Raw genomic sequence first — 26215 nt, 5'->3', positions numbered from 1 at the left:
TCTTCATAGAAGAGAGATTTGTTTTTGCTTGAAGTTTTGTTCGGTCTTTTCTATGATGAGTTAAGCAAGAGCATTTAAGGAGTTTAACGATCATGGCAAAAAAAAGAAGAAGATTGAAAAAACGGGCGTATGGCTGTTTGGCGATTCCATTCTTGCTGGCCGCTTTTCTCTTAATGGCCGTTTTTTCAATAACAGACAAAGCGCCGAAATTTCTGCAGTCTAAGTCGATTCCAGAAGAGTACATGCCGATCTATAAAGCGGCAGCTGAAGAGTATGGAATTCCGTGGGAGCTTCTTGCTGCTCACCACCGTGTAGAAACAAAATTTTCAACGATGGATCCAATGATTTCTCCAGCAGGCGCGGAAGGTCCGATGCAGTTTATGCCGTGCACGTTTGTAGGATGGGAGCACCCGACTTGCAGCGGCCTCGGTAAGGGTAATATCCCGGAAGAGGAAAAAACAGACCCGGCTGTCATTGCAAAATATGGCGGATACGGGGTGGACGCCAATGGAGATGGGAAAGCAGATCCTTTCAATGTGGAAGATGCAATCTACAGTGCTGCCCATTATTTAAGTGAAAACGGTGCTGCCGATGGTGATATGAAACGGGCGATCTTCGCTTATAATCAAAGTGACCAGTATGTATCTGACATTTTATATTATGTTGGCGAATACACAAAAAGAGAACAGTAAAAGCCGCCGGATTTCCGGCGGCTTTTTGCTGTTCTTATTTGCTTGTTTTGGCGATCAATGCTTTGTTTAATGGGCCTGAAAAAGCAGTAAATCTCAAAATCATCGCCTATGACCGTTGCAGAAGCTGTTATGAGGATTGCAGCTGGTACGGCCATCATCCGTCCGGTAGCATTAAAAACAGAATGGCAGGCGCTTTATGGCGGTACTTTATTTGTTATAGGGATTGTTTTGCTTATGAAAATTCAAATGTGGTTTCCTAAATCCAGGGAACTGCTTATTTTCAATTACCGTAAAACCAGGCAAGGCTCCTGCCACGAAAGAGGATATTCAAAAAATATTAGACACCTTATCTGAAAATGGGATAAAATCCTCAAAGTCTTCTTCAAACACACCGCCGTTATTTAAGGAAGGGCACAATGAAGCAAAGGATGAACGGTTTAAGCTTGAAGTACATTAAACACGTTTTTTAATTGCCGCCTTGTAAAAGCAGAGGGCACTAAACAGACGCGAAACAGTGTCCTGTTTATGCCCTTTTTTGATTTGCCCATAAGGAGCAGCCATCATGAAAACAGACTGCAGGTATGATGAACAGTGTAAGTAGAGAGGATCATTTCGGGCGTATTCCCTAAACGAGCAGCTATGACGTTTACCGGCACTTTCTGGCTATTAAGATCGGCGCGTGAGTATGACGTAACCCGTGTGGGGTAATTCGCTTTACACCCGTTTGTTGATGCAGCCGTTCAAAAGAGTATAAAACGGTCACAGGTCCGGTTGGAGTACCACCTTGGTGAGAGATAAAAATATAATCATCGTCTATTAATCATGTCCCATTTTTTAGCTTCGTTTCTTTACACCATCTTTTATACTTTTCCAGCTGCTGAAAAACAATATCATCTATCAAAACAGTCCGATAACTATTTTTTGTTTTGGGTGGACGAGACCCGTACGTATCTCTTGTCCGTTTTATATGGACTATTTTTGTTCTTTACATCAACGTCATTCCATGTAAGACCTGGAGCCTGTCCTCTATGGATCCCTGTATAACCCGGGAGGAGGGGTAGAATATAGTTAGTTATGTTCTCTCTTGGGCCTCTAGCTCCGACCAGAAACAGACGCAATTCTGAGGGGATAAGGGGGTTCTCGGTCACGTCCTCAAATTGTCTGAAGTGGATTGGGTTTGCGGACAAATAAAGTTTTTAGAATATACGTTCCTTTATAGTGTAAAATAAAAAACCTGTCTTAAAAAGGGACAGGCTGGTTGAGAAAGAAATTTTTAACTTCTATCACAAAAGTAACGGCTTTTATCACGTTCATATTTATTATCATAAGCTAGGTGGCTTTTTTTCACGCCGTCTGGATCCTTTTTTCAAGGCTCAATGCATGTTCCTGAATGTTTCTTTGCTAGAGTCGACTTAGCTGTGATTTGACCAACCGCATTGATTAATTTAGTTATGACAGTAAAATTCATCTTCGAAATAAAAAGTTAATGGATGCTCTTTTACGGTATAAGAGTATTGCTTCATGTTTTGTACATAATGCCATTTATTTATGGTTACTAATTCATCTGTTATTTTTATTTTCACTGTTTCTCCAGTATTATACTTGTTTTTGCTTGCCATACTTTTACACCTCTTTTTTCAAAATAAACATGTTTAATACTGCTTATTTATTGTCATCTGCTTTTTCAACTATTCGTATTCCAATTAATAATTGTGTGGTTTGGTTCTTTAAAAAATGGATATCATCTAATTCCGGGTCTAAGTAAGAAATCTGAACATTGCATTCAGGATTTCGTTGTTCATGGTCTTGTGTAATTAGTTCAATTTTATGATCCAGCTCTTTTTGGCTATTGGCGAAAGTGAGTTTAGTCATTGTTTTCATTTACAAACGCTCCTTTTAAATCTATTTTTAGACAAAAGGTGACACCTTTCTTCCAAGCCACTTTTAGAAATTTTGCCTATAGGATGAATCCTTAATCTTAATATTACCACTGTTTGCAAATTTAATCTTTGTTAGGTATCTTTCCGGTTTAAAAACAGCACTCTATTATTCGGAGGTATACTTAATTAGTTCATATAAATTATGGTGAATTATTTGTCTGAAGCAATACACCTCTATCGTCAAAGTTTTCATTTCCGAACGGAGATAGAGTACCAAGCTGTTATGTTTCTTAGGATGAAACGGCACTATTGATTATAAAGATATAGATCAGGCAAAGTTACTGTAGTCTGAAGACGAATCGATTGAGGAATCTCCCATAGAGCAAGACGCTCTTCCGAGAAAGCATACTCAACATTAAATGGCCGCTACAGCTTTACTGGCGGCCAACCGTTTTTCAAGCATAAAAGCCGGCATGCAGAAGTGAAGGGAAGCCCAGTTTGCTTTTCGGTATTTGATTTTTAGGACTAAATCTCTTTTGTGCTTAAATGCGATCTTTGCAAGTTTTTAGTCAGTCCTCTTTTTTCTTTTACTTACAACTTAAATTGTGGATAATCTCCCAAGCACGTCTAGCATTTTTTCATATTCTAATGGTGTAAGACAATAAAAAATGAAAGGAGAGTATTATGATATGTGCTCTAACTGCAGTAACCGCGACCGGAGAAGTCGGCGTGAACGGATGGAAGACGAGCTTAAACGGATGGAAGATGATCTTCGAGAGATGAAAGAAGATATTCGAGAGATGAAAAGAAAGCTGAAAATGATGGAAAGAGAATTTTATGAGAGATAAGTGTAAAATGCCTTTTTAAAAAGCTATAAAGCTATTTTCATCATGAAGCAGCCTGCACCGGTTACTCTTTTTTATTCCATTACATTTTATGTGAAAATAAATGTAATTATTTTTCGTTAACTAGAGGGTGCGATAGTTAACGAAGGATGTGATTGACTCAATAAAATTGCAGCTATAATTAAACCCTGCCAGTTGGCCGGGTTTAATCAGTTTCTTCACGCCACAGTTAGGGATTCAAAGAAAGGCCATATTTTGATGGAACTCTTAAAATAAGCGTTGTCGCAAAGGCCGCTTTTAATACCAGGATACTTTAATGTTGTAAACCACGCTTAAATCGATCTCCTGTTTTGTTTCCAAGAGATCACCTCGCCTGATCAGCCATTTCACCGAATCAGATATGTTTAATGCAGGAAAATATCTCCTTTTGTCGAAATAATGATAATAAACTAGGGGAGGTGTTTGTATGAGTTTTGAAAGTCGATTCGTAGCGAGTTTAAGAGATCAGTATGCAAATGATGTAAAAAGAAAAGAGTTAACAGATCGTGCTGTATCTTTTATCAATGATCGCGTCGAAAAGTTTGGTGAAAGCGTAGAGGACTTTATACCAGCAACTTATGGAGATATCCAAGTATATAGTGATTATCCAGAAGATGAACTTTTCTCGGAAATAAGAATCCAAGGGCATGTTCTTGGGTTCAAAAGAGATAAAAACTCTATTGAGGTTTTTAAGATTATTGGGGAAGACCGACAGCGAATTGATATTATATCTCCCTTAGTATCCGAAGGTAATTGGGTATGTCACGAAGGTGGATTCTTTAATGAACATAAGTTTGATGAATATCTAAAAGTAGTTTTCGAGGAAGTAATTAGCTGAATACAGAGTGGAAGGAAGCAGCCTGCGGGATGCTTTTTTCTTTGCCTAAAAACAAGTGGTGATGTGAAGTGGCGAATTGGGATGATATCAGATCAGAATGGAAAACAATCAAATCACGCTTGCTGCATTAGCGGAAAAGCATGATTTAAAACTTGGTACATTAAAAAGCCGCGAAGGTTGGTCAAGAGATCCATAGAAGAAAAATAAAAGGGTCTCAGATAAGAACCTTTTTAGAGCGTCTGCCCTAAATTTAAAGTCTCCCCCACTGTTCCCCGGAAGTACTGGGGGAACAGTGGGAGAGACTACAAAGCAAAAAATAATCTACCCTCGTAGGAACGTTGGCAAATCAACTCTTTTCATTGAAATGAAACAAATTAAACAGCTCATTTTTGTTTTTTGTTGTAGTAATCAACAGCAAATTGGGATCCTTCTCCAACCATTTTATGATCAGGGACGTCAATTGAGTGTGAATCGCCTGCTTTTTGAATCGGAGATGACTCGTTAGAAGACGGAGAGCTGCTTAACTTTTGCTTCGCCTGGGAAATCAAGCTGTCTAATTTGGAACGATTTTCTTCTTTGGACAGCCACCATACTGCTGCTCCTGCCCCTACTAAAAGATAGCCAAGTCCGCCGCTTTTTTGTTTTTTATTTACATTGCTAGTATACATACGAAAATCCTCCTTCTTACAGAAGCTGCCGCTTGGGCGCCTGCGTATAACTAATTTTACCCGCAGACCCGTTTTTCAAAACGCGGTATTTAGAAACAGCTGCCAGTTTAACCAAACAAAAATGGGGTAATAGTGATATGTTAAATGAAGCGGGAGAAACAGGGATGATGGCACATGTTTTTCGTTTTTCCCAGAAAGATTAATGTAGAAGGTGAAAAGCTGGCAGAAGAGCTTGCCCGGCCTCATTATACATGCAAACTGTATGAGATTGATAAGTTCAAACTAAAAACTCCGGGAATGATTTTGGAAAATAAAAAAGCAAAACAATGTGTAAACACTCGACCGGACAGCGAATGCAGACCATCAGCGTTGGGTACTGAGCATCATTTAGGGAATGAATTTTAAGCATATGTATGTGCCCGAGCCCGACTGGGAATATGACTATTTGTTTCTTGAAAAAACGCGGCTGGATAGGGGATACTTTAAAAAGACAAGGCAAAAGTCATTTTTTAAGTGATTTGTTTTTCTTATCGGAAGCAATAAATTTCTTTTTATTTACTTATGTTAATGAATGTACTAAGATAAAAGGGGTGGAAAATTAGAAAAAATAAAAAATTTATTTTCCAATCGTTTTAGTACATATTCAACTAGTTAAGAGGGGGAACCAAAATGGCGACTACTGATGTTTTTAACGCCCGTGCGAGCTTTGACTTAAACGGTAAGCGCTATAACTACTACCGTCTGGCAGCACTTCAGGAAGCAGGTATCGGAAACGTATCCCGTCTTCCTTACTCAATTAAAGTATTACTTGAATCTGTTCTTCGTCAATTTGATGGTTATGTCATTACAAAAGAACATGTTGAAAACCTGGCTAAATGGGGCGCAGATGCGGATGCAGAAGCAGAAGTTCCATTTAAGCCATCCCGTGTTATCCTGCAGGACTTTACAGGTGTACCGGTTGTTGTTGACCTGGCATCTCTTCGTAAAGCAATGGCAGATATCGGCGGCGATCCACAAGTGATCAATCCTGAGATTCCAGTTGATCTTGTTATCGACCACTCTGTTCAAGTAGATGCTTACGGTACACAAGAAGCACTTGAGCGCAATATGGAGCTTGAGTTTGATCGTAACGCAGAACGTTATGAGTTTTTAAGCTGGGCTCAAAAAGCATTTGATAACTATCGTGCGGTTCCGCCGGCAACTGGTATCGTCCACCAGGTAAACCTTGAGTACCTCGCAAGCGTTGTTCATGCAGTAGAAGGAGAAAACGGTGAATTTGAAACATACCCTGATTCATTGGTTGGAACTGACTCGCATACAACGATGATCAATGGTATCGGTGTACTTGGCTGGGGCGTTGGAGGAATTGAAGCAGAAGCAGGTATGCTTGGACAGCCATCTTACTTCCCAATTCCTGAGGTTGTAGGTGTAAAACTAACAGGTGAGCTTCCAGACGGCGCTACAGCGACAGACCTTGCACTAAAAGTAACACAAGTGCTTCGTCAAACAGGCGTAGTTGGTAAGTTCGTTGAATTCTTCGGTGCAGGTGTTGCTACGCTTCCGCTTGCGGATCGTGCAACGATTGCAAACATGGCTCCAGAATACGGTGCAACATGCGGATTCTTCCCAGTGGATTCAGAAGCGCTTGATTACATGCGTTTAACTGGACGTGATGAAGCACACATTCAAGTCGTTGAGCAGTACTTGAAAGAAAACGACATGTTCTTTACGCCAGCGAGCGAAGATCCTGTTTACACACAAGTAGTAGAGCTAGACTTGGCCCAAATTGAGCCAAACTTGTCTGGACCAAAACGTCCGCAGGACTTAATTCCGCTTTCTCAAATGCAAAAATCATTCCAGGAAGCTGTAAGTGCGCCGCAAGGCAACCACGGTTTTGGCTTAACTAAAGAAGAGCTTGACCGTACAGCAACCGTTACATTTGCAGATGGCACAACAGCAGAAATGAAAACAGGGGCGATCGGTATTGCAGCGATCACATCTTGTACAAATACATCAAACCCATATGTTCTTCTGGCAGCAGGTCTAGTTGCGAAAAAAGCGGTTGAACTTGGTCTTGAAGTGCCGAAGTATGTAAAAACTTCATTGGCGCCAGGTTCAAAAGTTGTAACAGGCTACCTGCGTGATTCCGGACTTCTTCCATACATGGAGAAAATCGGCTTCAACGTTGTCGGCTATGGCTGCACAACATGTATCGGAAACTCAGGTCCAATGAAAGAAGAAATTGAAAAAGCGATTATTGATTCCGACCTTCTTGTCACGTCTGTTCTTTCAGGAAACCGTAACTTTGAAGGACGTATTCATCCGCTTGTAAAAGGAAACTACCTTGCGTCTCCGCCGCTTGTTGTGGCTTATGCGCTTGCAGGCAACGTAAACATCGATCTTCAAAAAGATCCGATTGGCAAAGGAAAAGACGGACAAGATGTATTCTTTAAAGACATTTGGCCGGGTACAGCAGAAGTAAAAGAAGCGGTACAACGCACTGTAACACCTGAATTGTTCCGCAAAGAATACGATCAAGTATTTAACAGCAATGCAAAATGGAATCAAATCCAAACGAACGATGATGCTCTTTACAGCTGGGATTCTGAATCCACATACATTGCGAATCCAACATTCTTTGAAAATCTTTCACCAAATCCAGAGCCGATCCAGGCACTTGCTGGCCTTCGCGTGATGGGTAAATTCGGTGACTCGGTTACGACAGACCACATTTCACCAGCAGGTGCAATCGGCAAAGATACACCAGCAGGCAAATACTTGCGTGAAAAAGGCGTAGAGCCTCGCAACTTCAACTCTTACGGTTCACGCCGTGGAAACCACGAAGTCATGATGCGCGGTACATTTGCGAACATCCGTATTCGCAACCAGATTGCACCAGGCACAGAAGGCGGATACACAACATTCTGGCCGACAGGCGAAGTAATGCCGATTTATGATGCTTGCATGAAGTATCAGGAGCAGGGAACAGGCCTTGTTGTATTGGCAGGCAAAGACTACGGCATGGGCTCTTCACGTGACTGGGCAGCAAAAGGTACAAACCTTCTTGGCGTAAAAACAGTTATCGCAGAAAGCTATGAGCGTATTCACCGTTCCAACCTTGTCATGATGGGTGTGCTTCCGCTTCAATTCAAAAAAGGCGAGAATGCTGATACTCTTGGCTTAACAGGAGAAGAAACATTCGAAGTGGCGATTACAGACAGTGTAAAACCACGCGAAATCGTTAAAGTAACTGCTATAAATAAAGAAGGCAAGAAAACAGAATTTGAAGCGCTTGTTCGTTTTGATTCTGAAGTAGATGTTGACTACTACCGTCATGGCGGTATTTTGCAGATGGTCCTTCGCGGCAAATTGCAAAGTGTTAAAGCAGGCAACTAATATTTGAATGCAGCCGGTTCCAATCAGGAGCCGGCTTTTTTATTGGTCTCCACCATACATTGTAAAATAAATGTGGCAATGCTGTTTCCAGCTGCTAGCGGATTTTTGTTGGAGCTGTATGCAGATAAAAAGGAGAAAGGATGTTTTTGGATTGATGGAAAGCAAGATAATGGCTATACATATACCAAGCCTGGACGAAAGAGCGGGAGAATTGGCTCAGCAGTATGCAGATACGCTGACCAAACCGAAAAACAGCCTCGGCAGGCTGGAAGAACTGGCTGTTGAGCTGGCTAAAATGACGGGAGAATCATTTCCTGTTGTTTCACCGCCGGGTGTGATTGTATTTGCTGCCGATCATGGAGTCGTATCTGAAGGGGTGTCTGCTTTTCCGCAGGAAGTGACGAGGCAAATGGTACGCAATTTTTTAAACGGGGGAGCGGCTATCAATGTTTTCAGTAAATCCATTGGAGCCAAAATGTGTGTAGTGGATATCGGAATAGCAGGAGATATGAAAGAGGAGAAGCTGGTAAACAAGAAGATTAAATACGGCACAGCTAACTTTTTAAACGAAAACGCGATGAGCCGGGATGAAGCGGTCAAAGCAATCGAAACAGGCTATCAGCAGGCAGTAGCAATGATTCGCGGCGGCGTTAAATGTCTGATCCTTGGAGAGATGGGGATCGGTAATACGACCGCAAGCAGTGCGGTTACCGCCGCGCTCAGCGGGATCAGCATCGAAAAGCTGACAGGTGCAGGCACCGGAATTAAAGAGAACGAAAGAGAACATAAAAAACAGGTGATCCGCCTGGCACTTGAAAGAAGAAAGCCGAATGCAGAAGATCCAATTGACGTATTAGCGAAAGTAGGAGGATTGGAGATCTGCGGTATGACAGGGGCAATGCTTGCTTCCGCAGCGAATAGAACGCCGATTCTTGTAGATGGTTTTATTGCAGCGACGGCGGCACTTGCTGCATCGAAAATATCAAACAATGTAAAGGATTATATGATCATGGCTCACCGCTCGGTTGAACCCGGCCATTCCGCTATTCTTGAATTATTAGGAAAAGAACCGCTTCTTGATTTTCAAATGAGACTGGGAGAAGGGTCAGGTGCCGCTGTTGCTTTTCCGATTCTTCAATCAGCGGTTTTAATGCTTAAGGAAATGGCTACATTTGAATCTGCCCAGGTAGCCGGACAAGTATAGATAAGCAAAACGGTATTGTGCAAACCGGCTGCGCTTAGCGGTTTTTCAGCTGTTTTCTTGCCACAAAAAAATTTCCGGCTGATACGCCGGAAATTTTTTTATTCAGGGTCCTGGGAAGCGGGAATTCCTGGACGAGAGGAATCACTGCCGCCAATACGTTCACCCGTCTTGGGGTTTAGTAAAATTGCTTGAACGTTTCCTATAGACAGCGCAATGGAATCAAACTGATAGTTCATGCTCTCAAGCGTCTGTTTTGCTTCTTCCGGGATGCCTTCTTCCTGCCAAATAAGCGGTCCTGTGCCGTTATAGATGCGGGGTTCTTCAATCGCTTCTTTTAAATCAAGCCCAAAATCAAGCACATGGATCATCGTCTGTAAAACGGATGCTGGAATGGTTGGCCCGCCGGGTGAGCCAAGTGTTAAAATCGGTTCGCCATCCTTAAAAACAATCGTCGGCGTCTTCATGCTGACCGGATATTTGCCAGGTTCAACGGAATTTAAACCGGCTGGATCCGGATCAAAATCAGTCATATCATTATTTAATAAAAATCCGCAGCCGGGCACCATAATACCAGAGCCGAAGAAGTGCTCTAACGAAGAGGTACAGGCAGCGATGTTACCTTTTTCATCTACAGCTATAAAGTGAGTGGTATCGGGTCCAGGATCTGTTGTACTGGCGTTTTTATCATGAGGTTTTTTTTCATCATACGGCCACGGATTGCCTTCTGTTACGTCTTCATTCCGGAATTTAAAGTTTACCAGCTTCAATCGCTCCTCTAAATATTCCTCTGTTAACAGACCCTTTAACGGGATATCGTAAAAAGCAGGATCACCCATAAACGCAAGCTTATCAGCCGTCATAATGCGCATTACTTCAGCAAGAAGATAATATTTTTCCCACGAACGAAGGCCATATTGGCCGATATCCAGCTTTTCAAGCAGTTTGAGCATATAAAGAAGAGCAAAGCCGCCTCCATTTGGCGGAGCAGGAACTGTAACCGTATAATCCTTATAAGTGCCGGTGATCGCTTCAGACACAGTTGCTTCATAAGCGGCCAAGTCGTCTTTTTCCATAAAACCGTCAAACTCTTGAACGGTTTGGACAATTTTATCGGCAATTTCTCCTTTGTAAAAAGCATCTGCCCCATGATTTTGCAGAATTTTAAGTGTTTTCGTTAAGTCTTCGTTCACGACAATTTCCCCTTCAGTAAGCGGCACGCCGTTTGGATAAAAAAAGTCTTTCGCTTTCTCCCCAAGCCGGTCGCTGAAGCGCTGCAGCCCTGTATTCCAGGTTAAATTCACACGAACTCCTTTTTCGGACAAATCAATGGCTGGGGCAATTACATCCTGCCAGGACATGGTTCCAAATTCATTCAACGCTTTTTCTATTCCCCTTAAAAGGCCGGGAACCGCTACAGCCGTACCAGGGGTGGAGCGCTTTAAAAATGGAATCACATCCTGGTGCTCATCTACAAAAACATTTTTATGCGCTCTTTTCGGTGAAATCGAGTGTCCGTTTACAACGGACGTTTTTTTTGTTTCGGCATCGTAATAAAGAATAAAGCCGCTGGCTGCAAGCCCTGTGTTAAACGGTTCAGATACGGCCAAAGCGAACTGCATAGCCACCAGGGCATCCATGGCGTTCCCGCCTTTCGCTAACACATCTGCACCAATAAGGGACGATTCTTCAGTGGCGCTCGCTGTCATTCCTTTCGATCCGTGAGCGCGCTGCTTGTGCGCATGATTTCGTTGATTTTTCCAAATGTGATCTATTGTCATAGGGTTATCCTCCGTCAGTTTGAGATAATCGTTCAATCGTTTATACAAGTAAAACAGTCCGCTCTACCAGTGAATCGGTCAAGGGATACTCATCGGTTTCACTATGTGAAAATTCACCGACAGGCTCCATTCCATCGGTTGCTGGAGTGCCCTTGTCTGCAGTAAAAAAGCGTCTGAGGCGCTGCCTGTATACTCATCGTGAATGTCCAGTACAATATGCCTGCTGGTTTCTTTTGCTTCTTTTAAAAGCCGGACGGAAGCCATCATTTTTTCATGGGCAGACGTTCTGCCTTCGATTAATCCGATATCGACAGACGGCCCATTTGAATGATCGCCTAACTGCTGGGCCTTAATCACTTTACGAGCGATTTCTTCAATAGCACTCCGGGCAAGCTCGGGCTCGACGCCGGCATGGTCACTTTTACTGGAAACATGCATATGAAAACGGCCGATGCTTTGCCAGGACACCTGCATCCCGCTGTCAGGCTGTATCTTTTCCCTTCCGCCGCGTCTTTAGTCAAGACTTGGGAGGAAGGGAGGGTGGATCTCTTCATCGCCGTTAAACAGGATTTAAACACTGTATGACGCAGAAGAACTTGTTTACGTGTTCTTTGTCTGTACCCATAAAAGCAAAATGAATAAACGCCCGTTCAAAACATGGTAAAATAGGTAAAGAATTTGATTTTGTTAAAGGAGTTTTGATTTTGTTTATTTCAGAAGCACAAGTAGAAGTCCGATATGCAGAAACTGATGCCATGCAGGTTGTGTATCATGGCCAGTATGTTGTTTGGTTTGAAATTGGACGAACCCAGCTCATTAAAGATTTAGGCTTTCATTATGCTGATATGGAAAGAGCGGGATTTGTTTCCCCGGTAACCGATATCCAGCTTTCCTATAAGCGGCCGTTTCGTTACGGAGAGAGGGCGCTTGTTCGAACATGGATCCAATCACATACAGGCATCCGCACGACATACGGCTACGAAATTGTGAACGAAGCAGGCGACGTTTGTGTAACCGGCTCAAGCGTACATACCGTCGTAGACAAGGAAACATTCCGCCCGGTCAAATTTAAAAAAGCTTTTCCCGAGTGGCATGAAGTGTATGAAAAAGAAAAGAAGGAAAAATAATGGCATTCGGAGTGAAGCGGGAAGAAGTGGAAAATTGGAAAGAGGAGATTGCACGGGGCAAAGTGGCCTTTTTAACCCACTATTGGAAGGATGATCGGTTCCCGGATTGCCGGACCGTAACAAAAGCAGGCTGTACCGATGCTGAGAAATTGGCGGAGTGGGGAAGAAAGTACGGGTTAAAACCGGAATGGATCGATATGCGAAATCCATCCCGGCCTCATTTCGATCTGCTTGGCGAAAAGCAGCTGGTTGTCTTAAAAAATGAAAAACTGTTTGACCATATTAAACGATTTAATCTTTAGCAGCGGAATCTTTTATGTACTCAAAAGCAGGCTCCTGCAGCTTTTCATCATAAGTGACTTTTAAATGGTGGCCGTCAAAGTACCAGACATCTTTTTCTTCAACAAAATAGGTCACACCTTCATGAGAAACGGTTACGGCTGGTTCAAGTGGCTCGTCTTTTGTCATGCCAAGTGAGAACCCTTCATGAAGAGGGCTTGAGCCGCCGTACCGTACATAAAAGCGGACGGTATCTCCCTCTGCCGCCTGCATTTCTTCCTTAAACCAATTTAAGGCTTCGTTTGTTATATCGATGTTCACTGTTACCACTCCATTCTTTTTTCATAGTGTAGCATGGAAAGAGAAGGACTCAAAATAGTTCGCTGTTTTTGAATTATTTCCGCAAAAAACGGCTTGACTTCAACAGTCAAGCCGTTTTTTATTTGCGCCCGCCTAATGGAATTTTAGGCTCTGTCCCATTACGAAGGCGTGTCATGTTTGCCCGGTGCCGGTAAACAACGAAAAAAGCCAGAGCGGTCACAACCGCTAAAAATGGGATGTCCTGCGTATAAAAAGTGTGGACGACCGCATAAATAAAGGCAGCTAGAGCAGCGGTTACGGATGCGACAGACACATACTTTGTGGTCAGCAGAACAACTAAAAAGATCGCGATTAAGAGCAGGAAAAAAAGCGGTTCGTACGCAAGGAGCACACCCGCTGATGTGGCGACTGCTTTGCCGCCGCGAAATCCGGCAAATACGGGAAAGATGTGTCCGATCACTGCGGCAAGGCCGGCTAAAAGGGCATGAACCCCTGTATCATCAAACATAATCGGAATAGAGGCAGCGGCTGTTCCTTTTAAAATATCTGCCGCTGTCACAAAAGCGCCGGCTTTTTTTCCGAGAACGCGAAACGAATTGGTTGCGCCCAAATTCCCGCTTCCATGCTCCCGTATATCTATGCCGAAAAATGCTTTTCCCGCAATTAAACCAGAAGGAATCGAGCCCAGTAAGTAGGCGATAACAAGTACAAGTGCTGGAATCAATTTCTCATTCTCCCTTTTTGTGTTGTATAATCATGTGCATGACATTCTCATTCATTTTACCACGAGGGTTACGGCGGCGGTAAAATTATTTCGGTTGATTCTCGAGGAAAAGTAACGTACTCTTTAAAACGGAATCAGCAAAGAGATTGGTGAACGGCCGCTTTTTATGATATGATAGTTAAGAACATACGTTTTATGTACGGGTGTTGGAAAGAGAGGAGATTTAGTTCATGGCGGATGCAACAAAACAATCAACTTACAATGAAGACTCCATCCAGGTTCTTGAGGGACTTGAAGCGGTTCGAAAGCGCCCTGGAATGTATATAGGGTCGACAGACAGCCGTGGGCTTCACCATTTGGTGTATGAAATCGTTGACAACTCGGTTGATGAAGCGCTTGGCGGACATGGAACCGAGATTAACGTTACGATCCATAAAGACAATTCAATCAGTGTGCGTGACTACGGGCGCGGAATGCCAACGGGCATGCACCGCACGGGCAAGCCGACAACGGAAGTGATTTTAACCGTGCTTCACGCAGGCGGAAAATTTGGACAAGGCGGCTATAAAACAAGCGGCGGCCTGCATGGGGTAGGGGCTTCTGTTGTCAATGCCCTGTCTGAGTCGCTCACGGTTACAATTTGGCGGGACGGCTTTCAATTTGAGCAGCGTTTTGAAAAAGGCGGCCATCCAGTTACAACACTTGAGAAAAAAGGGAAAGCAAAATCAACCGGTACACAAATTCATTTCAAGCCGGATGAAACGATTTTTTCAACGACCGTTTTTCAATTTGACACGCTGAGCGAACGGTTAAGAGAGTCAGCATTTTTGTTAAAAGGCTTGAAAATTACGTTAGAAGACAAGCGAAAAGACCGTGAACAAAAAGAAGAATACTTTTTTGAGAACGGGATTGAAGAGTTTGTTAAATACTTAAATGAAGAAAAAGATGCGCTTCATCCAGTTGTATCGTTTGAAGGAACACAGAACGAGATCGAAGCAGAATTCGCTTTTCAATTTAACGATGGTTTTTCTGAGAATGTGCTGTCGTTTGTCAACAATGTGCGCACGAAAGACGGCGGTACACATGAAGCGGGTGCACGGGCAGCTATGACGCGTACATTTAATGAATATGCGCGTAAGAATGGTCTGCTGAAGGAAAAAGATAAAAACCTTGAAGGAACGGATATTCGAGAAGGGCTGACGGCCATCGTATCGGTGCGCGTCCCTGAGCATCTTCTCCAGTTTGAAGGGCAGACAAAAGGAAAGCTTGGAACCGGGGAAGCCCGCTCGGCAGTCGATCAAGTCGTATCTGAAAAAATGCTGTATTTTCTTGAAGAAAACCAGGATGTAAGTGCGCTTCTGATCAAAAAAGCAATCAAAGCGGCGCAAGCGAGAGAAGCTGCCCGCAAAGCCCGGGAAGATGCCCGGAACGGCAAAAAGCGCAAAAAAGGGGAATCGGTGCTGTCCGGAAAGCTGACGCCGGCCCAGTCGCGCAATCCAGAGCGTAATGAGCTGTACCTGGTTGAAGGAGACTCGGCCGGCGGCTCTGCAAAGCAAGGACGCGACCGCAAGTTTCAAGCAGTGCTGCCGCTTCGCGGAAAAGTCATTAACACAGAAAAAGCAAAACTCGCAGATATTTTTAAAAACGAAGAAATCAATACTATTATTCATGCAATCGGCGCCGGTGTTGGCCCGGACTTTGCTGTAGATGATGCCAATTATGATAAAGTCGTGATAATGACAGACGCCGATACGGACGGCGCTCATATCCAAGTGCTGCTGCTTACGTTTTTCTACCGGTATATGAAGCCGCTCATTGATAGCGGTAAAGTGTACATTGCGATGCCGCCGCTTTTTAAAGTATCAAAAGGAACTGGAAAAAAAGAAGTAACAGAATATGTGTGGACTGAGCGTGAACTCGATGCGCTGCTCAAAAAAATGGGCAAAGGAACCACCATTCAACGTTACAAGGGTCTTGGTGAGATGAATGCCGACCAGCTATGGGAAACAACGATGAACCCTGAAACAAGAACGCTGATCCGGGTGACCATTGATGATGCCGCACGGGCGGAGCGTCGCGTAACCGTCTTGATGGGGGATAAAGTAGAGCCGCGCAGAAAATGGATCGAATCCAATGTCGCGTTCGGATTGGAAGAGGAAGCCGCGCTTTTAGAAAATGAGCAGCTGGCTGGCAACAGGGAGGAATAACGAATTGGAAAGTGAACACATTCAAGATTTGCCGCTTGAGGACGTCATTGGCGACCGATTCGGGCGGTATAGTAAATACATTATTCAAGAACGGGCGCTTCCGGATGCACGGGATGGACTCAAACCGGTACAGCGCCGTATTTTGTTTTCTATGCATACAGAGGGGAATACACACCAAAAGCCGTTCCGGAAAGCCGCCAAAACGGTCGGGAACGTAATCGGTAATTACCACCCTCATGGTGATACATCGGTGTATGATGCAATGGTCCGCTTGAGTCAAAACTGGAAAATGCGGACACCGCTCATTGAAATGCATGGCAACAACGGATCAGTCGATGGGGATCCGCCTGCGGCGATGCGGTATACAGAAACTAGACTGTCAGCGATTGCCGGTGAATTGCTGACAGATATTGAAAAAAGAACCGTTGATTTTATTCCGAACTTCGATGAAACAACCAATGAGCCGGTTGTGCTGCCGGCAAGATTTCCAAATCTGCTTGTGAATGGATCAACAGGGATCTCAGCAGGATATGCCACGGAAATTCCTCCTCACCGCCTTGATGAAGTGATTGACGCTGTTATTATGCGTATGGAAAAACCGGATTGCACAGTGGAGGAGTTAATGACTGTTCTTCCGGGTCCGGATTTTCCAACCGGCGGGATCATTCAAGGTGTAGACGGCATTGAAAAAGCGTATAAAACCGGAAAAGGAAAAATCATTGTCCGCGCCAAAACGGAAATTGAAGATATGCGTGGAGGACGTCAGCGGATTGTCATTACAGAAATACCATATGAAGTAAACAAAGCATCACTTGTAAAGAAAATGGATGATTTACGCATCGACCGAAAGCTCGACAGTATCGCCGAGGTTCGGGATGAGACCGACCGTACCGGATTGCGGGTCGTGATTGATTTGAAAAAAGAAGCAGATGCAGAGCTGATTTTAAATTATTTATTTAAAGCGACGGACCTGCAGATTTCGTATAACTTTAACATGGTTGCAATCGCCAATAAGCGCCCTGTTTTGATGGGACTGCACCGCCTGCTGGATGCTTATATTGAACATAGAAAAGAAGTGGTAACCAACCGGTCAGCTTATGATTTAGAGAGAGCAAAAGCCCGTCACCATATCGTAGCAGGGCTGATCAAAGCACTGTCTATTTTGGACGAAGTGATTGCCTGCATTCGCTCTTCAAAAGATAAACAGGATGCGAAACACCGCTTGATGGATCAATTTGAATTTACGGAGCCGCAGGCTGAAGCAATCGTGACATTACAGCTTTACCGCTTAACCAACACAGACATTACCGCGCTTCAAAAAGAGTCGGCTGAGCTTGAAAAAACAATCAAGCAGCTGGAGGCCATTTTAGGAAGTGCGAAAAAGCTTGAATCGGTTATTAAGCGTGAATTGAAAGACATGAAGAAAATCTATGCGACCGAGCGCCGCACGGTGATCGAAGCAGAGATCCAGGAAATTAAAATCGATCAAAAAGCGATGATCCCAAGTGAGGATGTAATCGTTTCTGTTACGCGGGAAGGATACATTAAACGGACCGGTACGCGCTCTTATTCCGCTTCTGGCGGGCTTCCGGCCATGAAAGAATCGGACGGGCTGTTATTTAAGCGCGAAATGAATACAACAGATGTGCTGCTTGTTTTCACAAATAAAGGCAGCTACTTGTATTTACCGGTACACGAGCTGCCGGATATTCGCTGGAAAGACGCCGGCCAGCATGCATCGGGTATGGTCAGCGGCTTTAAGGATGAATCAATTGTGGCAGCTTTTCCTGTACGTGATTTTTCTGCCGAGCGATATGTGCTGCTGGCCACAAAAGACGGCATGATTAAGCGTACAGAGCTTTCGCAGTTGAGCGTACAGCGCTATTCACGGGCGTTGACGGCTATGAATGTCAAGGGTGACGATGAAGTGTGTGCAGCGGCACTTACAGACGGCAGCAGTGAAATTTTAATGATTACGCATTACGGCTATGGCCTGCGGTTTCCAGAAGAAGAAGTACCTGTGGTTGGACCGCGTGCAGCCGGCGTAAAAGGAATCAGCTTAAAAGACGAAGATTATACCGTTGCGGTTATTGTATCGGACAGCGGAGACGAAACGTCGTTTATCGCCGTTACAAACCGCGGATCGGCAAAACGGGGCGGGCTCGATCAATTCGAGCAGACAACACGCGCCAAGCGCGGCGTCGTGCTGCTTCGTGAGTTGAAAACAAATCCACACCGTATTGTCGGTGCAGCAAAGCTTGATGAAGACCGGGACTATTTTGTACGGACGAAAAAAGGACCGGATGTAAAAGTGGCTGTCCATACTTTGAAAAAAGTGGACCGTTATTCAAATGGTTCCTTTGTTGTAGACGAAAAGGAACAAGGCGCTGTAGAACAGCTTCTTGTAACGGAAAAAGAAGAAGCCTAACTAAAAAGCTTCACGCCTTCACAGCGTGAAGCTTTTTAAGTTTCTCAATGTGTTTATTTAATTATGTGCAAAATTCAAATCAGATTGCAATAAAACAGAAAAACCTTATATAATATAAAAACTGAAAGTCAATCAACAGAGGGGGCGGGAATATGCAATGGCTGGCCGGTTTTCTGTATGTATTGGTTTATGCAGTCCCAGTTTTTTTTATTACGTTATTTATTAAGCTTTTTAAGTCCGAGCAAAGATGGAATAGAAGGGAAAAAATGAAAAAAGACGATCTTGCTGAAAAATAAGCTCCTTTTCTGCTAAAATGTTTTTTATGCCTGTTTGCAGGATATAAAACAGTGAAGCAGAAAGGAGGGAGGACCATGCTGAAGGAATTTAAATCATTTGCGATGCGGGGCAACGTGATGGATTTAGCCGTCGGGGTGATCCTCGGAGCCGCTTTTGGTAAAATTGTTTCTTCTCTTGTGGCTGATGTGATCATGCCGCTTGTTGGACTTTTAGTTGGCGGAATCGACTTTTCAGACTTGTCTTTTACATTTGGCAAGGCTGAGGTGAAATACGGTATTTTCATTCAAACTGTTGTGGATTTTGTTATTATTTCATTTTCCATTTTTTTGTTTATTAAATTATTTAATAAGCTTTATACAAAAGAAAAAAAAGAAGAAGAAGCACGGCCTTCTTTAACAAAAGAAGAAGAGCTTTTAACGGAAATACGAGACTTGCTGAAGTCAGGCAGGCAGTGACCCGATACCCGGACAAACCGTCCGGGTATCTTTTTGATATTTATTTCGTTCCACGAAACATTTTTCGTGTGTTTTGGGACAGCCTATGTTAAGATTGACTTCGCGGTCAATTAAAAAACTGTTCGGTTGGTGTGGAAAATGAATGGAAAAAAAAGAAAAATCCTGCTGACGGCGATGAGGCTCTTTTCAACAACGAGCTTTCACCAAACGTCCATGCAGCAGATTGCGGATGTATGCGGGCTGTCAAAGGGAAGTTTATACACGTACTTTAAATCAAAAGAAGAACTGTTATCCGATATATTCGAGTATTACTATCAGGTGCTGCACGATCAAATTGCAGCGGCGAAAAACGAGTCAGACAGCCATGAAGAACATTTTATCCGAGAGATGGCCATTCGAGCGCGGCATTATTATGCCTTTCAGGAATTTTTTATGATGCAGCTAAAAGAAATACGCGGCCTTGAAGATTCATCTTTACACGATTTTGTCCGCCAGGAAAGTATTCAGTTGAGAAAGCGGACAGAGGGACAGATTACTGCTATCTACGGAGAAGAAATCATTCCATATGCACCAGATTTGAACACTTCCATAAAGGGAATGATGATATCGTACTTAGGAGAAATTATTGAACAAGACGTCCAGCACGATTTTGACCGCCTTGCCCGGCATTTATTTCAGCAGTTGAACGCCTCAGCTCTTTGGATGCTTCAGAACAAACCGGAGCCGTTTTTTAAAGCCTCCGGTTCTGATAAGGAAGACGGTTTGTATGCAGAAAGTGTTCATCCCCTTTATTTTATTAAAAAACTGAAAGCCCTGGCGGAAGGGGAACAGGATGCTTCTTTTGCACTCGACTCGATCGCGCTTTTAGAAAAAGAATTACTTGAAGTAAACCCGCGTGCCGCCGTTCTAACAGGGATGCTTTTTAATTTGAAAAGCCTGCCGCATATGAAAGCGATGGCTGAAGAGCTTGAACAGGCAGTCAGCAAAATGCCTAAAACGATTTATTAAGACAAGAAAGAAGGATGTACATGTCAAGACAAGATATTCAGCAGTTTCCACTGCTGATTTTAATGATGAATATGTTTATCGTCATGACAGGAATTGGCCTGGTGATTCCGATCATGCCAACCATTATTCATGAATTTGGGGCCGGCGGAAAAACGTTTGGATTTTTAATTGCAACGTTTGCGTTTGCCCAGTTTTTATTCTCACCGCTGGCTGGAGACTTATCAGACCGATACGGACGAAAGAAATCGATTATTTTTGGTCTTCTGCTGTTTTCTGCCGCCCAATTCTTATTCGCGTTTTCTAATCACCTTGCTCTTTTATATGCATCCCGTGTGATTGGCGGTATCGGAGGCGCTTTTATGATTCCGTCGATGATGGCATTTGTGGCGGATATTACAACCGTTGAAACGCGGGCAAAAGGGATGGGGCGCCTTGGAGCGGCCATGTCATTTGGATTTGTAGTGGGACCGGGTGTCGGCGGTTTCCTGGCAGCATTCGGGCTTCGGGCGCCGTTTATGATTGCCGGTACGGTAGCGGCACTGGCAGCGCTGATCTCCACTTTTTTCTTGAGTGAACCAGCGAAAGAACATGTACAAGCCATTGTAAAAAAACGGGATCCGCTTGTGAAACAGCTTGCGCTTTCTTTGAAAAAGCCTTATTTTATTTTGCTTGTTATGATGTTTACACTCTCTTTTGGACTGGCTAATTATCAATCTACCATCAGCTTATTTACCGATCAAAAGTTTGGCTTTAGCCCGTCAGACATTTCAATTTTAATGGTAATCGGCGGCTTGATTGGTGTGATTGTTCAGGCGTTTGTGCTTGACCGTGTGCTGGAACGATTTGGGGAAGTTCGCGTCATGAATACGATGCTTGTTGTTGCAGCGGTTTCGATGCTCGGTATTTTATTTGCAACCGGCTTCTCGTCCGTTTTACTTATTTCAGCTGTGTTTTTTACCGCTGCTTCCCTGCTGCGCCCATCCATTAACACAACCATTTCAAAAATGGCAGGAAGTGAGCAGGGATTTGCAGCCGGTATGAACAACGCCTACATGAGCATTGGCAATATGATTGGGCCGGCTCTTGCAGGTACCCTGTTTGACGTAAATATGGGGCTTCCTTATATTTTTGGAGCTGTCATTATCGGTGTTACGCTTCTGATCTGCATCCACTGGGCAAGAGGGAGAAGGCAGAGCACCGCAAGTTCAGTTCATTAAAAAAGTGCGGACTAAAGATCCGCACTTTTTTTATGTCCGCAGCGCAAAATCAACAATATCGTCTGGAACAGCCGCTTTGGACGCTTCGCCGGAAATGAGAGATTCATGGTCGTATCCCCACGACGCCCAGACGGCCCGTAGTCCGCTTTTCATGCAGGCATCAATATCACGCTGCTCATCGCCTACATAAAAAACCTCTTCCCGTGAATAATTGTACTGCTTCAATAATTTTTTGATCATTTTATCTTTACTGAAGATGTACTTAGAAGAAAAGATATCATGAATGTAATGAATCCCATTTGATTTTAAGCAGTGGTTAATAATATCTGATGCATTAGATGAAATGATCGCAATGTGAATGCCACGGCTGCTTAATTCATCAAGCATTTGTTTAATGCCTGGGAACAGCGGAAGAGAGGCCTTTGATTCACGTATAAAGCGGTACAGCTTTGGAGCCGCAAATGGAATGCTGCGCATTGGGAAATTTAAATGGCGGCAGCGCTCAGGAATACTCATTTTTTTTAAATCATCAAGTTCTTCAATTGAAACTTGATTATAGCCCTCTTTTTCGGCAAAATCATTGTATGCCTTTATAAATATTTGAATAGAATCAGAAAGGGTACCGTCAAAATCAAAAATGATGCATTTCGTCATCGAAATCACTCCTTCGGTCAGGATGGTATCGGCTTATAGTATTAGTTTAACATTGCATCGGTGCATCAAACATGATCCATACATATTTTCAACAGATTCTTAACATTCTGCTATAATAAGTAATGGAAAATTAAAAGTGAAGGAATGGACTTAATGATTGTAAAAACAGATGAAGATATTCAAGCACTCCAAAAAATCGGAAAAATCGTCGCGTCGATTCGCGATGAAATGCGCGCTTTTACAAAACCAGGCGTGACTACAAAAGAAATAGATGAACTGGGCGGCCGCCTGTTTGCGCAGCATGGTGCGATTTCAGGGCCAAAAGGGGAATACGATTTTCCGGGCTTTACGTGTATTAGTGTAAATGACGAAGTGGCCCACGGTATCCCCGGAAGCCGTGTGATTCAAGAAGGAGACCTTGTAAATATTGACGTTTCCGGGTCACTCGACGGCTACTTTGCAGACACCGGTATTTCCTTTGTGGTAGGCGAGGGCGATCCTGTTTTAACGAAATTATGCCAAACGGCAGAGCAGGCTTTTGAGCGCGGCTTAATGAAAATCAAAGCAGGCGCAAAGCAAAACCAAATTGGGAAAGCAGTCGCAAATGAAGCGCGCCGCAATGGATTTGAGGTCATTAAAAATTTAACCGGGCATGGGATCGGCAAATCACTCCATGAAGCACCGGATCATATTTTAAACTATTTTGATCCGTGGGATAATGCGCTTTTAAAAGAAGGAATGGTGATTGCGTTTGAACCGTTCGTCTCAGAAAAAGCCGATATGATTAAAGAGTCAGGAGATGGATGGACGTTTGTAACACCAGACGGAAGCCGGGTAGCGCAAATTGAACATACGGTTATTGTCACAAGAGGCGAACCGATTATTTTAACGAAATAACGAGCAGGCACTCACCAAAAGGTGGGTGCTTTTTTAAATCGTAACAATTACTGTTTACAAATCGGAATGATTACTATATTATTAAAGAAACATTCGATTCTGGAGGATATACACGTGAAAAAATGGACAGCAGCGGCAGCTGGCTTGGTTTTAATGCTGGCAGCTTGCGGAAATAAAGAAAACGAAGCAGCGGATACAAAAAAAGCAGCGGATGACACATTGACGGTTTATACAACGATTTATCCGCTTCAATATTTTACCCAGCGCATCGGCGGTGATACGGTGAAAGTAGAAAGCATGCTGCCTGCAGGAGCAGATGAGCATACGTATGAGCCAACATCTAAAACGATATTAGATATCGCTGGAGCTGATTTATTCCTGTATAACGGCCTTCAGTTGGAGCCGTTTGCAGATAAAGTAACCGAAACCCTTTCTTCTGAAGATGTGCATGTGGTAAATGTAGGTGAGCAGGTGGATCTTGATTCGGCACATGACCATGGGACAGAAGAACATAGCGCCGAATCGGAAGAAGCAGCGGAAGAGCACAATCATGAATCAGAAGAAGCAGCAGAGGACAGCCATGAATCAGAAGATGGGCATGACCACGGTGGAGTGGACCCGCACATCTGGCTGGATCCGCTGTTGGCAGAACAAATGGCCGAAATAGTAAAGGAAGAATTGGTTGAACTAAACCCGAATGAAGAAGCACTTTATACAAAAAACTATGAAGCGCTGGCAGCCGAGCTTGAGCAGCTGGATGAAGATTTCCATACACTGGCCGATACAGCAGCACATAAGGAAATTCTCGTATCTCATGCAGCGTACGGCTACTGGGAAAAATCATACGGCATTGAACAGCTGAGTGTGGCTGGTTTATCGTCTACGGATGAGCCATCACAAAAAGAGCTGAAAGATTTGGCCGATACAGCGAAAGAGCATAATATTCACTACATGATTTTCGAGCAAAACGTAACGCCTAAAATTGCTGAGGTGATCCAAGCTGAAATTGGAGCAGATTCTCTCCGCCTTCACAATCTCGCTACACTGACAGAAGAAGATATTGAACAGAAACAGGATTATATGTCAATTATGAAACAAAATATTGAAACGTTAAAAACAGCGATGAACGACAAATAAAAAAAGGCGCTTCCTGAAGCTACTGCTTCGGAAGCGCCTTTTTTTGCACAGGATGAAAAGCGGCAGATTGAATAAAATCAATCATCCGTGATGCGATCCATTGACAGACAATCGCATAGAGGATGGTTTTAACATCCACCACAATTCCCGTTGCAATTAAAATCAGCGTGTTTATGTAAAATAACGTTCGTCCTGGTGCCCAGTTCCGCCATTTTGACAGAATAAGCGCCGCGATATCCATACCGCCGGAAGAAGCGCCGGCTTTAAACAGGATGCCAAGCCCAATTCCAAACAAAAGGGCGCCGGCCGGAAGATCAAGCCAAATTGTTGCGGGTGGAACAATAAAAATCGGTGTTAAAAAATGAATAACGGTCGCTGTAACCGACACACAATACATGGTGCCGGCCGCTGTTTTCAAGCCAAGCCATTTAAAGGCCAGGACGATCATGATGGCGTTCACTCCCCAGATTGTTGCCGCATAGGGAGTGTGAAGCACATGATTCATCATAATGCTGATACCTGCTGCACCGCCGGAAGAAATGGCGTGCGGAAATAAAAAAATCGACATTGCTGCTGCTTGAATGGCGGCACCAGCTGTCCAAAGCAATATGTTCACAACCTTCACCTCTCTGTGTCATCATAACGCACTTTATCCCAAATTTGAAGGTGTTTTTTGACGCTCCTATAGGAGACTGTTAAACTAAAAGAAATATACATACAGGGGTTGATAAGCATGAATGTGGCCGATATGATGCAGGCCCAGAAGGATTTTTTTGATTCAGGCGTCACCCAAAGTATCGATTGGCGAATCGAGCGCCTGACAGAGTTAAAGCAAGCGATAAAAAAGTATGAAAACGAGATTTCAGCAGCACTGCACCGAGATTTACGCAAAAGTGCCTTTGAAGCGTATACAACAGAAATCGGCTTCTTATATGAAAGCATTCGATACATGCAGAATCATCTAAAGGAGTGGGCAGCGGCGGAAAAAGTCGCTACTCCTTTATACCAGCAGCCGGCGGAAAGCTATATTATTCCGGAGCCGTACGGGAGTGTTCTCATCATCGGCCCGTTTAATTATCCGTTTCAATTGGTTCTTGAACCGCTGATCGGCGCCGTTGCAGCTGGAAATACCGTTGTGGTCAAGCCTTCCGAAAGCACCCCGCACACCTCTGCTGTGATTAAAAGCCTTTTAGAAGAACTTTTTGAGCCCGGGTTTATCGGTGTCCAGGAAGGCGGAAAAGAAACGGTTGCCGCTTTGCTAGAGGCTCCTTTTGATTATATATTTTTTACCGGAAGTGCCTCAACGGCAAAAGTAGTAATGAGTGCAGCAGCTAAGCAGCTGATTCCCGTTACACTGGAGCTCGGCGGCAAAAGTCCAGCTTTCGTAGACTATTCAGCTGATTTAAAACAAGCCGCCCGCCGGATTGCATGGGGGAAATTTACAAACGCCGGCCAGACATGTGTAGCACCGGATTATGTGCTCGTACATCAAAATGCAAAGGGCGCTTTTTTGGAAGAACTGCAGCTTGCTGTGCATGATTTTTACGGGGCAGCGCCGCAGGAAAGTCCTGATTTTGCGCGTATTGTCAATGAACGGCAGTTTAACCGGCTGCACGCTATGCTCGAGCGGACAAACGGGCGCCTTCTTATGGGCGGTGCGGCAGACAGGGAAGACTTGTTTATTGCGCCTGCTGTGGTTGAAGCAGAGTGGGACGATGTATTAATGGAAGAAGAGATATTCGGTCCGATTTTGCCTGTTCTTGCTTATACGGAGCTCGATGAGGCTATTAAGAAAGTCAAACAGCTTCCTAAACCGCTGGCGCTTTACGCGTTTACAAAGAAGGCAGCAATTGAAGAAAAGCTTGTTTCTTCCATTCCGTTTGGCGGTGCGACGATCAATGATACGCTTCTTCACGTATCAAGTCCGCATCTTCCGTTTGGCGGCGTCGGGCCTTCCGGCATGAATGCCTATCATGGAAAAGCAAGCTTCGATCTTTTTTCCCATAAAAAAAGCATTCTGCGCAAAAAAACGTCGCTTTCCATGCCGTTTTTGTATCCTCCTTATGAAAATCGCGTGCAGATTATGCGGAAAATTCTGCGCTGAGAAGGGAAACCGGGCGTGCG

General features: G+C 43.8%; 27 protein-coding genes. 17 read left to right on the top strand and 10 right to left on the bottom strand.

From position 1 onward, the window contains the following. Window positions 1-92 precede the first annotated feature (92 nt). Window positions 93-692: a lytic transglycosylase domain-containing protein gene (locus M3221_RS14020; RefSeq protein WP_251272377.1), complete on the top strand. Its 600-nt coding sequence runs from the start codon at window positions 93-95 to the stop codon at window positions 690-692. Between the two features lie 129 nt (window positions 693-821). Continuing rightward, complete coding sequence (locus M3221_RS14015) at window positions 822-1046, top strand: hypothetical protein (RefSeq protein WP_251272376.1); 225 nt, start codon at window positions 822-824, stop codon at window positions 1044-1046. 292 nt (window positions 1047-1338) lie between these two features. Here the strand turns inward: M3221_RS14015 and M3221_RS26835 are convergent, their stop codons facing one another. The 3 genes from M3221_RS26835 to M3221_RS14005 all read right to left on the bottom strand — a co-directional run bounded on the left by M3221_RS26835 (window position 1339) and on the right by M3221_RS14005 (window position 2573). Further along, a complete protein-coding gene (locus M3221_RS26835; RefSeq protein ID WP_396120284.1) occupies window positions 1339-1494 on the bottom strand; it encodes a hypothetical protein in 156 nt (51 codons plus the stop codon). Between the two features lie 643 nt (window positions 1495-2137). Next, a complete protein-coding gene (locus M3221_RS14010; protein ID WP_251272375.1) occupies window positions 2138-2311 on the bottom strand; it encodes a hypothetical protein in 174 nt (57 codons plus the stop codon). A gap of 43 nt (window positions 2312-2354) precedes the next feature. Beyond that, entirely contained in the window at window positions 2355-2573 is a 219-nt protein-coding gene (locus M3221_RS14005) for a hypothetical protein (RefSeq protein ID WP_251272374.1), read from the bottom strand. 688 nt (window positions 2574-3261) lie between these two features. On the opposite strand from M3221_RS14005, the gene M3221_RS14000 reads away from it, so the two are divergent. Then, entirely contained in the window at window positions 3262-3420 is a 159-nt protein-coding gene (locus M3221_RS14000; RefSeq protein WP_251272373.1) for a hypothetical protein, read from the top strand. Window positions 3421-3883: 463 nt separating this feature from the next. Then, complete coding sequence (locus M3221_RS13995) at window positions 3884-4294, top strand: hypothetical protein (RefSeq protein ID WP_251272372.1); 411 nt, start codon at window positions 3884-3886, stop codon at window positions 4292-4294. 383 nt (window positions 4295-4677) lie between these two features. Here the strand turns inward: M3221_RS13995 and M3221_RS13990 are convergent, their stop codons facing one another. Then, the gene (locus tag M3221_RS13990) at window positions 4678-4962 is read right to left on the bottom strand and encodes a hypothetical protein (RefSeq protein ID WP_251272371.1); all 285 of its coding nucleotides are present in this window, start codon (window positions 4960-4962) and stop codon (window positions 4678-4680) included. 174 nt (window positions 4963-5136) lie between these two features. Between M3221_RS13990 and M3221_RS13985 the strand changes: the two genes are divergently transcribed. The 3 genes from M3221_RS13985 (at window position 5137) to cobT (ending at window position 9562) form a co-directional block, all read left to right on the top strand. Continuing rightward, window positions 5137-5367 (top strand): hypothetical protein, encoded by a 231-nt coding sequence (locus tag M3221_RS13985; RefSeq protein WP_251272370.1) that lies wholly within the window; start codon window positions 5137-5139, stop codon window positions 5365-5367. Between the two features lie 264 nt (window positions 5368-5631). Then, window positions 5632-8358 carry an aconitate hydratase AcnA gene (gene acnA / locus M3221_RS13980; RefSeq protein ID WP_251272369.1) on the top strand — a complete coding sequence of 909 codons (2727 nt, stop codon included), beginning with the start codon at window positions 5632-5634 and terminating at the stop codon, window positions 8356-8358. Window positions 8359-8512: 154 nt separating this feature from the next. Further along, window positions 8513-9562, top strand: coding sequence for a nicotinate-nucleotide--dimethylbenzimidazole phosphoribosyltransferase (cobT, locus tag M3221_RS13975; protein ID WP_251272368.1), 1050 nt, complete (start codon window positions 8513-8515; stop codon window positions 9560-9562). 98 nt (window positions 9563-9660) lie between these two features. Here the strand turns inward: cobT and ggt are convergent, their stop codons facing one another. Both ggt and M3221_RS13965 read right to left on the bottom strand, forming a co-directional pair. Continuing rightward, on the bottom strand, window positions 9661-11340 hold the full coding sequence (ggt, locus tag M3221_RS13970; RefSeq protein ID WP_251272367.1) for a gamma-glutamyltransferase: 1680 nt from the start codon (window positions 11338-11340) through the stop codon (window positions 9661-9663). Between the two features lie 78 nt (window positions 11341-11418). After that, the gene (locus M3221_RS13965; RefSeq protein WP_251272366.1) at window positions 11419-11808 is read right to left on the bottom strand and encodes a peptidase dimerization domain-containing protein; all 390 of its coding nucleotides are present in this window, start codon (window positions 11806-11808) and stop codon (window positions 11419-11421) included. 236 nt (window positions 11809-12044) lie between these two features. On the opposite strand from M3221_RS13965, the gene M3221_RS13960 reads away from it, so the two are divergent. Both M3221_RS13960 and M3221_RS13955 read left to right on the top strand, forming a co-directional pair. Further along, a complete protein-coding gene (locus M3221_RS13960; RefSeq protein WP_251272365.1) occupies window positions 12045-12467 on the top strand; it encodes an acyl-CoA thioesterase in 423 nt (140 codons plus the stop codon). Beyond that, window positions 12467-12769 carry a hypothetical protein gene (locus tag M3221_RS13955; RefSeq protein ID WP_251272364.1) on the top strand — a complete coding sequence of 101 codons (303 nt, stop codon included), beginning with the start codon at window positions 12467-12469 and terminating at the stop codon, window positions 12767-12769. The genes M3221_RS13960 and M3221_RS13955 overlap by 1 nt, the downstream gene beginning before the upstream one ends. Here M3221_RS13955 and M3221_RS13950 read toward each other — a convergent pair. Together M3221_RS13950 and plsY are read right to left on the bottom strand one after the other, a co-directional pair. Beyond that, window positions 12759-13067 carry a HesB/YadR/YfhF family protein gene (locus M3221_RS13950; RefSeq protein ID WP_251272363.1) on the bottom strand — a complete coding sequence of 103 codons (309 nt, stop codon included), beginning with the start codon at window positions 13065-13067 and terminating at the stop codon, window positions 12759-12761. The genes M3221_RS13955 and M3221_RS13950 overlap by 11 nt on opposite strands. Before the next feature lie 118 nt (window positions 13068-13185). Then, the gene (plsY, locus tag M3221_RS13945; RefSeq protein WP_251272401.1) at window positions 13186-13788 is read right to left on the bottom strand and encodes a glycerol-3-phosphate 1-O-acyltransferase PlsY; all 603 of its coding nucleotides are present in this window, start codon (window positions 13786-13788) and stop codon (window positions 13186-13188) included. Window positions 13789-14021: 233 nt separating this feature from the next. Here plsY and parE point away from each other — a divergent pair, with 233 nt between their 5' ends. From parE to M3221_RS13920, 5 genes are all read left to right on the top strand, one after another. Next, complete coding sequence (gene parE / locus M3221_RS13940) at window positions 14022-15998, top strand: DNA topoisomerase IV subunit B (protein WP_251272362.1); 1977 nt, start codon at window positions 14022-14024, stop codon at window positions 15996-15998. Window positions 15999-16002: 4 nt separating this feature from the next. Then, a complete protein-coding gene (gene parC, locus M3221_RS13935; RefSeq protein ID WP_251272361.1) occupies window positions 16003-18426 on the top strand; it encodes a DNA topoisomerase IV subunit A in 2424 nt (807 codons plus the stop codon). Between the two features lie 371 nt (window positions 18427-18797). After that, on the top strand, window positions 18798-19178 hold the full coding sequence (gene mscL / locus M3221_RS13930) for a large conductance mechanosensitive channel protein MscL (RefSeq protein ID WP_251272360.1): 381 nt from the start codon (window positions 18798-18800) through the stop codon (window positions 19176-19178). Window positions 19179-19316: 138 nt separating this feature from the next. Beyond that, window positions 19317-20186: a TetR/AcrR family transcriptional regulator gene (locus tag M3221_RS13925; protein WP_251272359.1), complete on the top strand. Its 870-nt coding sequence runs from the start codon at window positions 19317-19319 to the stop codon at window positions 20184-20186. 20 nt (window positions 20187-20206) lie between these two features. After that, complete coding sequence (locus tag M3221_RS13920; RefSeq protein ID WP_251272358.1) at window positions 20207-21403, top strand: MFS transporter; 1197 nt, start codon at window positions 20207-20209, stop codon at window positions 21401-21403. 30 nt (window positions 21404-21433) lie between these two features. Here M3221_RS13920 and M3221_RS13915 read toward each other — a convergent pair whose 3' ends face one another. Next, window positions 21434-22057, bottom strand: a complete 624-nt coding sequence (locus M3221_RS13915) for an HAD hydrolase-like protein (RefSeq protein WP_251272357.1) — start codon at window positions 22055-22057, stop codon at window positions 21434-21436. Between the two features lie 153 nt (window positions 22058-22210). Here M3221_RS13915 and map point away from each other — a divergent pair, with 153 nt between their 5' ends. Both map and M3221_RS13905 read left to right on the top strand, forming a co-directional pair. Further along, window positions 22211-22954: a type I methionyl aminopeptidase gene (gene map, locus M3221_RS13910; RefSeq protein ID WP_251272356.1), complete on the top strand. Its 744-nt coding sequence runs from the start codon at window positions 22211-22213 to the stop codon at window positions 22952-22954. A gap of 114 nt (window positions 22955-23068) precedes the next feature. Further along, window positions 23069-24091 (top strand): metal ABC transporter solute-binding protein, Zn/Mn family, encoded by a 1023-nt coding sequence (locus M3221_RS13905; protein ID WP_251272355.1) that lies wholly within the window; start codon window positions 23069-23071, stop codon window positions 24089-24091. Window positions 24092-24110: 19 nt separating this feature from the next. Here M3221_RS13905 and M3221_RS13900 read toward each other — a convergent pair whose 3' ends face one another. After that, a complete protein-coding gene (locus tag M3221_RS13900; protein WP_251272354.1) occupies window positions 24111-24707 on the bottom strand; it encodes a YitT family protein in 597 nt (198 codons plus the stop codon). 117 nt (window positions 24708-24824) lie between these two features. Between M3221_RS13900 and M3221_RS13895 the strand changes: the two genes are divergently transcribed. Then, entirely contained in the window at window positions 24825-26195 is a 1371-nt protein-coding gene (locus M3221_RS13895) for an aldehyde dehydrogenase (protein WP_251272353.1), read from the top strand. Window positions 26196-26215 lie beyond the last annotated feature (20 nt).

This window comes from Domibacillus indicus (assembly GCF_023715895.1).
Taxonomy (GTDB): Bacteria; Bacillota; Bacilli; order Bacillales; family Domibacillaceae; genus Domibacillus; species Domibacillus indicus_A.
This window is presented reverse-complemented; position numbering and strand designations above follow the sequence as displayed.